Here is a 13,133-nt window from a genome sequence, read left to right as displayed (position 1 = left end):
AAAGGATAACACTGCATGCATATTGCAATCATTGGCGCGGGCATAAGTGGATTAATGTCTGCGCTGGAGTTGGTTGAACAAGGCTGTAAAGTCAGCATTTTTGATCAACAACAAGCGGGACAAGCAGCCTCTTGGGCTGGCGGAGGCATTCTCTCTCCGATGTATCCGTGGCGCTATGTGCATGCAGTGAACCAACTCGCTCAATTTGGCAAAGCCTCTTATCAAGCATGGAACCAAAAGCTCTACCCTATTACAGGGATTGATTTTGAAATTCATGACACAGGCATGCTAATTTTTGATGAAGAAGATTTTGACTTTGGTTTGTCCTACGCAGAACAGCATCAAGAACCAATGCAGCGCTGTGAATATTTACAGCGAGATGCGCTAGAACAAGTCAACCCGCATATTTCCGATCAGTTTCAAGAAGCGATTTATTTCCCTGAACTGTCTAATATTCGCAACCCACGCGTTTTACAGTCCCTGATTAGCTATTTAAAGCAACATCCAAATGTTGAGTTTTTTGAACACTCAGCTGTTAAAAAGCTGATTCAACAGGGTGATGTGATACAAACCCTACAAACTGAAGATGGTCGCAAACATACAGCAGACCATTTTGTAATAACTTCGGGTGCTTGGAGCCATTACTGGAACTCCCAATTACAACTCGAAATTCCAGTCGAACCCGTTCAAGGCCAAATGTTGTTGTTTAAAACCCCTGCCCACTGGCTACCGACCATGTGTATGAATCGAGTGATGTATCTCATTCCACGTATGGACGGTCATATTGTGTGCGGGTCTAGCATGGCGCATCGTGGTTTTGACACGTCTACCGATGAAACCACCCAGCACAATATTTTAGAAGCATGTTTAGAAATGGTGCCTGAACTGGCCGATTTCCCGATTGTACATCGTTGGGCGGGACTTAGACCAAGTTCACCAAATGGCGTTCCCTACATTGGCAAAATGCCTGAAATGGATAACCTATGGGCAAACTTTGGTCATTTTAGAAATGGGTTATGTATGGGTGCAGGTTCTGCGCAATTGCTCCGTCAGCTTATGCTGGGTCAACCGACTTTAGTTGATGCCAAAGCATATTCACCAGAGCGCTTGCAAAATAAAATCTTAGCCTGAGGCGAGTATATTTTCTAAAGCCATTTTTAACTGAGGATAAGCAAACTTAAATCCTTCTGCTTGTAAGGTAGCAGGTTTGACATATTGACCATTCAAAATCAATTGCGACTGTTCCCCTAACAAACAACGAAAAACAGTGCTTGGTGCTGACAACAGTGGTTTCTTATTCAAAACCGCAGCAGCTTGTTCAACAAATACCTTTTGAGTCACATTTTCTGGCGCCACGACATTGTGAATTTGAGCAGATTGAGGATGCTGAAATATAAACTCTATTGCATTTAATACATCTTCAATATGCACCCAAACCACAGGCTGACGACCATGACCAATTTGACCCACTAAATTGAGTCGAATCGGAAGCAACATTTTAGGCAAAATGCCACCGCCCTGCCCAAACACTACACCTAAACGAATAATTTTAGTATTTTGCTGAGCGTCTGCTAAAGCTGCGCGTTCCCACTCTTGGCAAAGCTCGGACATAAAAATAGGCTGTGGCGGACTTTGTTCTGTGCACACCTCTGCCCACTTTTCTTGATCATCTATTCCGTAATAACCAATTGCAGAACCAGACACAATTACTTCCGGAAAAATTTCAGATTGTTTGAGCCATGCATACAATTTTCGGGTCGTATTTACACGGCTTTCAATGAGTTGTTTTTTACGTGACTCGGTCCAGCGTTTCTCGCCAATATTTGCACCTGCCAAATTCACCACATAATCAATTTGTCGGGTCGAAATATCTTCAAACTTTTGCACCCACTGCAAGGCAGGATGGTCAGATGCCTTTCCAGCCTGCCGTGTCATAGCAATCACGTTATAATTTTTTTGTAGCAAGAACTTAATTAAATGCGTTCCGATAAAACCACTTGCACCTGTAATTAATACATTCTTATTCATATTTCCTCCTAAGCTGAGGATTCAAGTTTTATTTAATTGTATAAGACTCATTTATATTTAATCGTATGAGTTTTCGTAGTGATCTATTACACGTTAAACATTTTGGCAGCCATTCGCTGTGCCTGCTTGCCATAAAACCAGTAGGTAATTAAATAAAGCGGAATAGCTAACATTAAAAGCATAATCACCATAATGCTTAAAAACTGAGGCTGTTTGAGGTAAAGCATAAAGTTCTGCAAAATCTCAGGGTCTTTTCTGGCAAATAAAAACAGACCAAATAAAACACCACACAAGTTATAGCCCCAAAAAATCAGGGTAAAACCCAAAGTAAATTTCTTTTTTTCTGGTACAGTCGGGGCACGGCGTTCTTTCTTTAGAAATTTAAATAAGACAAAAATCATTGCACCTAAATATGGAACGGCTGTTAAAATACCACCTACACTCGCTGGTAATAGTGCTGCAACCACACCTACAATTAAGGTGAGCACAATACATAAACCAAAAAACCAGAGAAAGTAAGAACGTAATTTGGTCATATTTTTGCCTAATTTATGGGTTCAAAAAATAATTATAAATTTTTTTCGATTTTTTTTCATTTTTCTGTCAACCAATCCTGATCTCTTGACGTTATATAGGGTAACAAGGTCGCAGCAACCGAATACTTCCTTTGCACGGCATCCGCAAAATTGTTTCGGTGACCTTTCATTACGACTCTTTCCTTCCTTCGGATTAGGTTTTGTTAGCAGCCGAAACCCTTGATGAAGTTTTTGACCGACGATTCTCTCATCACTCGAATCGTCGGTTTTTATTTTCTAGCACTTTCATTTATTTTACGCTCACCATACACAATAGTGCTTTCGTGGCTATAAAGGCTATGCGTATACTTTTTGCACCATAAAAATATGATTTAAATAATATGAACACTATTGCCTATTTTGAAATCCAGTCTTCAAACCCTGCCCGCGATGCGCAATTTTACCAAGCTGTGTTTGGTTGGCAATTTAAACTCGATGAAAGCTTACCGATTGAATATTATCGCATAGAGACACCTTCAATTATGGGTGGGCTATTAAAACGCCCCGCTCAAACGCCTCCAATGGAATATGGCACCAATGCATTTACCTGTTCGGTTCAGGTGGCAAACTTTGATGAAGTGGCTGCAAAAATTTTAGCGCAAGGCGGTATTGTCGCGATGGATAAATTTGCTATTCCGGGCCGTGCTTGGCATGGTTACTTTGTCGATTTAGACCACAACGTTTTTGGTATTTTCCAAGTCGATGAAAATGCAGCTTAAAGATTTTATTTATTTTTAATGTATAGCCACCGCCTTTTTATCGGTGGCTTTTGCATATTAATTATTCAGCAAACCTAAAACTCGCTTCACATATAATCGGGAAATTCACCGAATTGGCAATCATACATTCGTGATGTGCTTCTTCGTGCAGTTTTGCTGCAAGCGCTTGGTCTGCACCTTTTTCTAAAACAACTTCGGGTCTTAAAATAATTTGAGTAAAGTGACCACGTTTAACTGGATCTGCATCTTCCATAAAACCAAGCGCATGATCGACATAACTCAGCACATGAATATGATTGACTGCACACAGGTGTAAATACCAAAGCTTATGACAAGCTGAAGCTGATGCCACCAATAAATCTTCAGGGTTCCATCTGGTCACATCGCCTAAATAGGCAGGGTCTGATGAACCTTGAATTGTGGTTTTCTGAGGATGTTGAATGCTAAAGTCTCGTTTATATGAACGATAAGATGAAGTGCCTGTACCCGTATTGCCTTCCCACTGTATTTTTACTTCGTATTTATGAATGGTCATTTTGTTCTCAGAGTTCATGGTTTGAGTCGATAGTAACAAAGCGGCGTTTAAAGTGAAAAAATTAATTCAAGTTTCAACTTAGGCTTAAATAACGAGCACTTTAAAATGTCTTGATAAAATCTCCTGCCAATTTATGCTAACGTATCTGTGTTTATTTTGGCTTGATGTCTGTTTCTATGTCCGTACATTTTCTACATACTTCTGACTGGCATTTGGGGCAGTTTTTTTATAATCATTCACGCCACTACGAACACCAACAATTTTTAAGCTGGTTACTCACTCAAATTCAAGAAAAACAGCCACACGCCCTACTCATCGCCGGCGATATTTTTGATGTGATTAACCCCGGTTCTCAAGCACAAAAACAACTCTACCAATTTTTAGCAGATGCTCATCGCCTTGCGCCGCACATGCAAACACTCATGATTGCGGGTAACCATGACTCAGGCTATCGTATTGAACAGGTCGAACCACTCTTAGAAAAATATAACGCAAAAACCGTGGGCGTGGTTCGCTGGAATGAAGATAAAACCTTAGACCTCGATCGACTACTTTTACCTATCTATAACCAAAATCAAGATATTGTTGCGTGGTGTCTTGCCCTACCTTTTTTACGTTCGGCCGAAATTACGGGTTTTAATGAACATACCACTAACAGTAAAAATGCGATTGCCTATTTGCACCAGCAACTCATTGCTGAAGCCAAACGTCGCAAGACACCAGACCAAGCACTTATTTTGATGTCGCATGCCCATATGCAAGGTGGAGAAACATCCGACTCTGAACGCCCAATTATTATTGGTAACGAAGAGGCGCTTTCAACAACTTTGTTTGAAGATGCGGTCGACTATGTCGCTTTAGGACATCTACATAAACCACAAAAAGTAGGTCAGCCACACATTCGTTATAGTGGCTCGCCAATTCCGCTTTCTTTTAGTGAAATTAACTATAAGCACCAAGTGGTTGAGGTCAAAGTTGATCCGACTCAAGACACAGACAGCCGTTTGCAATTTGAAGCTGTCGAAATTCCACGTTGCATACAATTGCACCGCATTCGTGGTGAGCTAAACGAGGTACTGCAACAACTTAAAGCCTTGCCTCACGGCGTGATTGAGAATATTGACCACCGTGAATATGTGGATATTGAATATTATAGTTTAACGCCACCACAGCCTAATTTACGTCAGCAGTTTGAGGCAGCCCTGCCACCTGACCGCTACCGTTTAGTGCGTATTTCACGTCAATATGTGAATAAAGACGCGACCGATTCAAATACTACTCAGCACATTGCTCTTGAACCACCAACACCAGAAAAACTCTTTCAAAATATTTGGGAAAAACAAGGTTACAGCGCCGATGATGCTGTCTTAAAAGATTTTCTAAGCTTGGTACAAGAAGCACAAAAACATCTTGAAAATGATGCAACCCCTTAAGGATATGTCATGAAAATTTTATCCATTCGAATAAAAAATCTGGCATCTCTTTCTGATGAACACTTTATTGATTTTGAAAGCGCGCCTCTCGCCCATGCAGGTCTGATTGCAATTGTAGGGAAAACAGGCGCAGGTAAGTCAACCATTTTAGATGCCATGTGTCTAGCTTTGTTTAATCGGGTTCCACGTCTTAAAGACAGTGATGGCAAATTAAAAGATGTTGATGGTTCTGAATTACTGACCAACTCACCTTTAACTGTCTTACGCCGTGGTACAGGACATGGTTTTGCTGAGCTTTGCTTTATTGCGCAAGATCAAAAACGCTATTTGGCACGTTGGGAAATTAAACGTGCGCGTGAAAACCCAAATGGTAAATTACAAAGCGTACAACGCCACTTAAAATGCCTAACCGATGGCGTGGTGCTTGCCGACAAAGCCAAAGCGGTTGATGAAAAAGTTAAACAAATTACCCAGCTTTCTTTTGAACAGTTTACTCGTGCTGTACTACTTGCTCAGTCAGAAGTGACCGCGTTTTTAAAAGCACGAGACAGCGAGCGTGGTGAGTTACTTGAGTACCTGACCAACTCCAGCATTTTCGCCAAAATCGGTGAATTGGCTTTTCGTAAAACAGCCGATATTGCAAAGCAGCGTAAACAGCTTGAAGAGTTTTTAGGCCATATCGAAATTTTGTCTGATGAAGATATTGCTACATTTACCGAACAATATCAGCAAGCCGAGCAAAACCATCAACAGTTAGAACAACAAAAAAATGTTTTAGACAAACAGCAACAATGGTTTGAACGTAAAGCAAAACTTGAGCAAGAAGTTCAAGCTAAACAACAACAGTTTCAAACCCAGCAAAATCATCATCAACAATTGGCTGGTGAGCGTGAGCAATTAAAAAGACTCGAAGTTTTCTCTGAAATACGCCCACAAGTTTTTCAGCAAGCTCAAAATTTACAAGCCCTACAACAACTTGAGCCGCAAATTCAGCAAGCGCAAACCAAGTTTAATGATTTAGTACAAATTTTTGAAACTGGACAAAAACAGTATCAACTCACAGAACAAGAGCTCAAACAGACACTCGATTTTGAGCAGCAACATCAACAAGCTTTAAATCAAGTTCGACAGTCCATTCAAGAACGTGCCTTTATTGCCGATGAATATAAAAAGTGCAAAGAAAAGAAAAATGTACTTGATCAGAAACTCAGTCCACTGCAACAACAGCAAAATACTGTGCAACAGCAGATTGCACAGCTTGAGCAGAACCAAGTTTATCTACAACAACAACTTACTCAGACTCAGAAATATGCTGTATTAGATAAGGGCCTTTCAGCACATCTACATCAGCTCGGGCAATTTATTCAAAATTACGAAACGATTGAACAACAGCTCGGTAACCCTACCCTTGCTCGCCAAAAGCTATCGGAAGCTAAAAGTGAAGTTGAACAACTCACAGCTTCACTCGGCACAGTTGAACAAATTGAGTTAAAACTTGAGCAACAGCGTAAAGACAAAGATCAAAAGCTTGCTCAAATCACTCAGTTAGATCTGATTCAACAGAAAATAAAGATTTATCATGAGCTATACGCTGAGCTTCAGCAATTCTCTGAAAAACAAACCCAAGTCTCAGCCCAAGAGCAGCAGCTTAAAACCGTTTGCCAGTTAGCTGAACAAGACTACCAAACAGCAAAAAATGAACGTGAAAAGTTACAGCACATTTTGCAACAGCAGCGTTTACTACACACCGAAAATATTGAGCAGTTACGGGCCAATCTTAAAGAAGGTGAAGCATGTTTAGTGTGTGGAAGTACCCATCATCCTTACCGTATTGATGATAGTGCAGTCTCCAAGGCCTTGTTCGATTTGCATCAACAGCAAGAGCAACAAGCTATTGTACTCGAGCAAACTACATTTAATGCGTGGCAAACCCAACAGCATGCCCTCACCCAGTGTCGTGCCGAGCTTGAGCAAGTTCAGAAATATCTAGCTCAACTTCAGGCAAAACAAACAAACTTACAGCAAGAACTTGAGCAAGCGCTTAACCTCAATCAGTTAAATATTGAGCTTAATCAAGCTCCTGAACAAATCTTGCTAACGCTGAACGAACTCAGACAAACCACGCAAACTGTTATAAGTTCATTTGACTCAGAAAACATGCGTTTAGCCCAAGCGATTAAACAGCATAATCAGCTCGTTCAAACGATTCAACGTAATGAAAGCTTGCTCAATACAGCACAGCAATGGCAACAACAAGTTCAACATATTGTTGAGTGTTTATCTGAAGCCGAACAGCATGCATGGCAGCAAGCAAGTAGCCAAACAGCTAAGCAGATTTGGTCAGTTTTAGATGCACGCGCTAAGCAGCTTGAACAACAAGAACAGCTTTCACAGCGTTTTGAGCAGCAGCAACAAGAACTTAAAATGTTAGCTGCTAACCTTGAGCAAATGACCAAGCAAATTGATGAGATCGATCAAAATCTCAAAGAAATTACGCTTAAAGGCCAACAAAATAATGAAAAAGCGGTATCGCTTATTCAGCAAATGACAGGCCGCTCGGATATTAAACCATATGAATGGTTAATTGAGCATGACGCTAAACGTCAGCAGCAACAAACGGCGTATCATGAAGCTAAACAACGTTTCGAACAAACCAGACAGCACTTTGAACAACAAAAACAGGCGCTCGACCAACTCAAGCATCAACATCAACACACTGCGGGGCACCAGCAGCAGGTTGATGAGCAAATTCAAAACTGGTTAAAGGCCCACGCTGATTTTCAAGCATCTGATCTTACATGGCTCATGCAAATTAATTCAGCTCAAGAGCAAGACATTCGTAACCGTCTTAATCATGCCGAGCGTTTATTAAGTGAAGCCTCTTCTGCCCTTAAAACTATGCAAGAGCAATTGAGCGAGCACTTACAAACTCAGCCAGATATTGAATATGAAAAGCTTGTTAGCCTTATTCAAGACAATATTACAGAGCTCAAAGGCCAGCTTGAAGTACGTGATCGCCTCAAGCTTAAGCTTGAAGTCCATCAGCAAAATCTGGCTAAACAGCAACAATACGCCGAGCAAATTCAAAATATTCAGCAAGAAGAACATCGCTGGAGCAAAATTTCAGGTTTGATTGGCGATGCCAAAGGTAAAGAGTTCCGTGACTATGCCCAGCAATATCACCTAGATATTTTAGTAGAACATGCCAACCAGCAACTGGCGATGCTGTCTCAACGTTATACGTTAAAACGTCTAGATCAGTCTCTAAGTCTTGCGATTATTGACCATGACATGGATGGAGAAACCCGTTCTGTTGCATCTTTGTCTGGCGGTGAGTCGTTCTTAACTGCCCTTGCCTTGTCTTTAGCGATTGCCAATATGGCCTCGGGCTCAATGAAAATTGAATCGCTGTTTATTGATGAAGGATTTGGTACTTTAGACGCCTCATCTTTACATATGGTCATGAATGCTCTAGACCAACTACAAAATCAGGGACGCCAAGTCATTCTCATCTCACACATTCAAGAAATGCATGAACGTATTCCTGTACAAATTCAGGTAAAACCACTCGGCGCGGGTGCAAGTACCATTGAAGTAGTAGGTTAAAACTAAAAAGCCCCGACATCCTGTCGGGGCTTTTTTAGATTCTGCGTTGGTATAACTCCTGTCGTACCTGTATGCATCCATTCATCACTGTTTATTGTTATTCTTAGAAACATCCTGTTTCCTGATGAGTTCATAGTACGAAAAAAACGTTGTCTGCCATAGCCGCAAAAGGCCGCAGTTTCTGTAAGATAAAGCTTACATCAGCCTTTTTGCGAATAGTCTCTAGCACCAAATAAGGCTGTTCCTACACGAACCATGGTTGAACCAGCAGCAATTGCAGCTTCTAAATCACTCGACATTCCCATACTTAAAGTATCCCAATCTTGTGGGTGGGCATGTTGGTCTTTCACAGCATCAAACAAGGCTTTAGCATCTGCAAATGCAGCAGTATTGTCAGGTGCTGGAATGACCATTAAACCGCGTAACTTGATTTTTGGTAATTGACTGATTTGAGCAACCAGCTCGGCAACTTCATCTGGTACACAACCATCTTTACTGTCTTGCCCATCAATATTGACTTGCAAACAAATATTAAGTGCAGATTGATCATCGCCACGTTGGTTAGATAATCGCTCGGCAATAATTAAACGATCTACACCATGTACCCAATCAAATTTCTCGGCCAAATGCTTCGTCTTGTTGCGTTGAACATGACCAATAAAATGCCATTCAATGTCTAAGTCGTGTAAAGCTTCGATTTTTTCCAAAGCTTCTTGCAAATAGTTTTCGCCAAATGCTCTTTGCCCTGCTGCATACATTTCACGCAAACTTTCACTTGGATGTGTTTTCGATACGGCTAAAAGTTGCACAGTTTCAGGCGCACGCTGAGCATGTACACAGGCACTTTGGATTTGCTGTAATACGTGCTGACGCGCATCTTGCAGGTAATTCATTGACAAGGTTCTCATTTTCAAAAAACTTTTTTGCTTTTCACCTAAAGCGAGGTGTTGGTAAGCCTCGGTGAAAGCCGTATATTATTCTACAAAATAATGACATATTTTGATTTACTTGGGGAAATTATGGATATTACAGAGCTACTCGCCTTCTCTGTGAAAAATGGCGCGTCCGATTTACACCTATCTGCTGGCATGCCACCAATGATTCGCGTTGATGGTGAAGTCCGTCGCATTAACTTACCTGCTCTAGATCATAAAGATGTTCATCGTTTGGTCTACGACATCATGAATGATAAACAGCGTCGTGACTACGAAGAAAAACTCGAAACCGACTTTTCTTTTGAAGTACCCAACGTTGCTCGTTTCCGTGTTAACGCATTTAACCAAAACCGTGGTGCGGGTGCAGTGTTTCGTACCATTCCGTCCAAAGTACTCACCATGGAAGATTTAGGCTTAGGACAAATCTTTAAAGACATTTGTGACTATCCTCGCGGGATTGTACTGGTGACAGGTCCAACAGGTTCGGGTAAATCAACGACGCTTGCAGCGATGATGGACTACATCAACGAAAATCGTTATGACCACATTCTAACGGTTGAAGACCCTATCGAATTTGTACACCAATCTAAGAAATGTTTGATTAACCAACGTGAAGTGCATCGTGATACACACGGCTTTAATGAGGCGCTACGTTCAGCACTGCGTGAAGACCCAGATATTATTTTGGTCGGTGAGATGCGTGACCTAGAGACTATTCGTTTAGCGCTTACCGCTGCCGAAACAGGTCATTTGGTGTTTGGCACGCTGCATACCACTTCTGCTGCGAAAACCATTGACCGTGTGATTGACGTATTCCCTGCCGAAGAAAAAGATATGGTTCGTGCCATGCTGTCTGAATCTTTACAGGCTGTTATTTCACAAACCCTGCTTAAAAAGAATGGCGGCGGACGTGTCGCAGCTCATGAAATCATGATTGGTATTCCTGCCATTCGTAACCTAATTCGTGAAAACAAGGTCGCGCAAATGTACTCAGCTATTCAGACTGGCGCAAATCATGGCATGACCACCCTCGACCAAAGCTTAAAAAATTTGGTGTCTCGCGGTGTGATCAGCCCTCAAACAGCTCGTACTGCTGCCAAACAGCCTGAATCATTTCTATAAAAATAACTAGAGAATAAATATGGATTTTAATGACCTACTCAACCTCATGGTTGAAAAAAAATCATCCGACCTCTTTATTACAGATGGCGTTGCACCATCGATGAAGATTAACGGGCAAATTGTTCCCATTTCAAAAAATAGTCTTTCAGGCGAAATTATTGGACAACTATTACACTCCATCATGAGTGAAAAACAACGCAAAGAATTTGCTGAGACTCGTGAATGTAACTTTGCCATTATGAACCGTGATAAAACTGCCCGCTTTCGTGTGAGTGCTTTTCAGCAACGCGACATGCCAGGCATGGTACTACGTCGAATTGAAACTAAAATTCCTTCAATTGATGACTTGCAATTACCACCTGTGCTTAAAGATTTATCGATGACCAAACGTGGCATCATTATTTTTGTAGGGGCAACAGGTACAGGTAAATCGACATCTTTGGCTTCAATGATTAGCTATCGGAACCATAACTCTAAAGGTCATATCATTACCATTGAAGACCCGATTGAGTTTATTCATGAACATGCTGGCTGCATCATTACTCAACGTGAAGTCGGAATTGATACAGACTCATTTGAAATTGCCTTAAAGAATACTTTGCGACAAGCACCCGATGTAATCTTGATTGGTGAGATTCGCTCTCGTGAAGTTATGGACTACGCGATTGGCTTCGCCGAAACAGGTCACCTTGTATTAGCCACAATGCATGCGAACAACGCCAACCAAGCACTTGACCGTATTATTCACTTCTTTGAAAGTGACCGTCATAGCCAGCTCTACATGGATTTATCACTTAACTTAAAGGCCATGATTGCACAGCAACTTATTCCAACGCCTGATGGTAATTCGCGCCGTGCAGCGATTGAGATTCTCATTAACTCACCACTAATTTCAGACTATATACGCAAAGGCGAAATTCATGAAATTAAAGATTTAATGAAACGCTCACGTGAACTCGGTATGCAAACTTTTGACCAAGCACTGTTTGATCTTTATAAGTCAGGCCAAATTACCTACAAAGATGCATTAAAACATGCCGACTCACCAAACGATTTACGTTTAACAATTAAGCTTGCTGAAGAAAGTCCTGATCAAATTGCAGGCACAAATCAGCATCTAACCTTCGACCGACAGTAATTTCTTCATAAAAAAAGGAAGGTTAAACGTAACCTTCCTTTTTTATTTGTTTTCTTTGTGTGAAAACGATTATTTCTTGCGCAGCACTTCCTGACATTCAGGTTCGTTACAGTAACCGTAGAGGTTTAATGAGTGACCCGTTAAGGTAAACCCATGTTGCTCTGCTACAGCATGCTGTTCTTTCTCGATAATATCATTAGTAAATTCAATAACTTTGTTGCAATTATGGCAAACCAAATGATCGTGGTGATCTTCTTGCATAATTTCAAAAACAGAATGATTGTTTTCAAAATGGTGGCGCTGAATGATACCCGCAGCTTCAAATTGTGTTAACACACGGTAAACTGTCGCAAGGCCGACATCTTCCCCTTGTTCTAACAAAGTCTTGTAAATATCTTCGGCGCTAAGATGATGTTGTTTTGAATTTTCTAATAATTCCAAAATCTTAATTCGTGGAAGGGTAACTTTAAGTCCAGCTTTGCGCAAATCTTGATTGGAAATAGGCATGAAAAAAGGTCTCTCAACAAATCTCAAGTTGGAATAGGCAATAGAATTTAGATGAAGTATGATCTATCCTTTGATCAAATGCATCATAATTTATTGGGATAGTGTAGCAAAATGCAAAAACTCGTGCTGACGTTATTAGTCACTTCACTCCTTGCTGGTTGTTCAATCTTTGGTGTGTATAAGGTTGATATTCCTCAAGGGACTCCATTGACCAAAGCTCAAGCCTCTCAAGTACAAGTCGGCATGAATTTCCAGCAAGTGCGTTTTTTGCTTGGTAGTCCAACAGTGACTGATCCTCTAAATCCTCTACGTTGGGACTACATTTACAACTATATCCCGGGAACTTATGCTAAAAAAGCTAAAATCCCCGCAGCACATGGTCAGCATTTAAAAATTTACTTTGATGGAACTGGTACTGTAACTAAAATTGAAGGTTTAGAAACTATTCCAGAATCGCAACCAGGTTTACCTGCTTCTAAAGAAGCGATTTTAACTGCACCACCACTATAATCGTTTTTTCTAATAAAAATAAACC

At 40.9% G+C, this 13,133-nt stretch carries 12 protein-coding genes; 7 read left to right on the top strand and 5 right to left on the bottom strand.

The genetic code is table 11. The features are described 5' to 3' along the window. The first annotated feature begins 15 nt into the window (after positions 1–15). A complete protein-coding gene (locus JGE69_RS00190; RefSeq protein WP_044099913.1) occupies positions 16–1,131 on the top strand; it encodes an NAD(P)/FAD-dependent oxidoreductase in 1,116 nt (371 codons plus the stop codon). Here JGE69_RS00190 and JGE69_RS00185 read toward each other — a convergent pair. Both JGE69_RS00185 and JGE69_RS00180 read right to left on the bottom strand, forming a co-directional pair. Next, positions 1,123–2,028 (bottom strand): TIGR01777 family oxidoreductase, encoded by a 906-nt coding sequence (locus JGE69_RS00185; protein ID WP_199111776.1) that lies wholly within the window; start codon positions 2,026–2,028, stop codon positions 1,123–1,125. The two genes, JGE69_RS00190 and JGE69_RS00185, sit on opposite strands and share 9 nt — an antisense overlap. Positions 2,029–2,114: 86 nt before the next feature. After that, positions 2,115–2,564, bottom strand: a complete 450-nt coding sequence (locus JGE69_RS00180) for an ABZJ_00895 family protein (protein ID WP_199111775.1) — start codon at positions 2,562–2,564, stop codon at positions 2,115–2,117. 380 nt (positions 2,565–2,944) lie between these two features. Between JGE69_RS00180 and JGE69_RS00175 the strand changes: the two genes are divergently transcribed. Next, entirely contained in the window at positions 2,945–3,322 is a 378-nt protein-coding gene (locus JGE69_RS00175; protein WP_199111774.1) for a VOC family protein, read from the top strand. A gap of 61 nt (positions 3,323–3,383) precedes the next feature. On the opposite strand, the gene JGE69_RS00170 is transcribed toward JGE69_RS00175, so the two are convergent. Beyond that, the gene (locus JGE69_RS00170) at positions 3,384–3,857 is read right to left on the bottom strand and encodes an OsmC family protein (RefSeq protein ID WP_199113191.1); all 474 of its coding nucleotides are present in this window, start codon (positions 3,855–3,857) and stop codon (positions 3,384–3,386) included. A gap of 164 nt (positions 3,858–4,021) precedes the next feature. Here JGE69_RS00170 and JGE69_RS00165 point away from each other — a divergent pair, with 164 nt between their 5' ends. Together JGE69_RS00165 and JGE69_RS00160 are read left to right on the top strand one after the other, a co-directional pair. Then, complete coding sequence (locus tag JGE69_RS00165) at positions 4,022–5,290, top strand: exonuclease SbcCD subunit D (protein ID WP_086264830.1); 1,269 nt, start codon at positions 4,022–4,024, stop codon at positions 5,288–5,290. 9 nt (positions 5,291–5,299) lie between these two features. Then, on the top strand, positions 5,300–8,896 hold the full coding sequence (locus JGE69_RS00160; RefSeq protein ID WP_199111773.1) for an SbcC/MukB-like Walker B domain-containing protein: 3,597 nt from the start codon (positions 5,300–5,302) through the stop codon (positions 8,894–8,896). Positions 8,897–9,096: 200 nt separating this feature from the next. Here JGE69_RS00160 and JGE69_RS00155 read toward each other — a convergent pair whose 3' ends face one another. Beyond that, positions 9,097–9,789 (bottom strand): YggS family pyridoxal phosphate-dependent enzyme, encoded by a 693-nt coding sequence (locus JGE69_RS00155; RefSeq protein ID WP_199111772.1) that lies wholly within the window; start codon positions 9,787–9,789, stop codon positions 9,097–9,099. A gap of 126 nt (positions 9,790–9,915) precedes the next feature. Between JGE69_RS00155 and JGE69_RS00150 the strand changes: the two genes are divergently transcribed. Both JGE69_RS00150 and JGE69_RS00145 read left to right on the top strand, forming a co-directional pair. Continuing rightward, positions 9,916–10,953, top strand: a complete 1,038-nt coding sequence (locus JGE69_RS00150; protein ID WP_002121749.1) for a type IV pilus twitching motility protein PilT — start codon at positions 9,916–9,918, stop codon at positions 10,951–10,953. Between the two features lie 19 nt (positions 10,954–10,972). Beyond that, on the top strand, positions 10,973–12,091 hold the full coding sequence (locus JGE69_RS00145) for a PilT/PilU family type 4a pilus ATPase (protein ID WP_032037409.1): 1,119 nt from the start codon (positions 10,973–10,975) through the stop codon (positions 12,089–12,091). 69 nt (positions 12,092–12,160) lie between these two features. On the opposite strand, the gene fur is transcribed toward JGE69_RS00145, so the two are convergent. Continuing rightward, positions 12,161–12,598, bottom strand: a complete 438-nt coding sequence (gene fur, locus JGE69_RS00140; RefSeq protein ID WP_016141990.1) for a ferric iron uptake transcriptional regulator — start codon at positions 12,596–12,598, stop codon at positions 12,161–12,163. A 111-nt stretch (positions 12,599–12,709) separates the two neighbouring features. On the opposite strand from fur, the gene JGE69_RS00135 reads away from it, so the two are divergent. Beyond that, positions 12,710–13,108, top strand: coding sequence for an outer membrane protein assembly factor BamE (locus JGE69_RS00135; protein WP_002121740.1), 399 nt, complete (start codon positions 12,710–12,712; stop codon positions 13,106–13,108). Positions 13,109–13,133 lie beyond the last annotated feature (25 nt).

Source organism: Acinetobacter sp. C13, from assembly GCF_016809775.1.
In the GTDB taxonomy this organism is placed as follows: Bacteria; Pseudomonadota; Gammaproteobacteria; order Pseudomonadales; family Moraxellaceae; genus Acinetobacter; species Acinetobacter pittii.
Note: the sequence above shows the minus strand (reverse complement) of the source record. Positions and strands in the feature narration are given on the sequence as shown.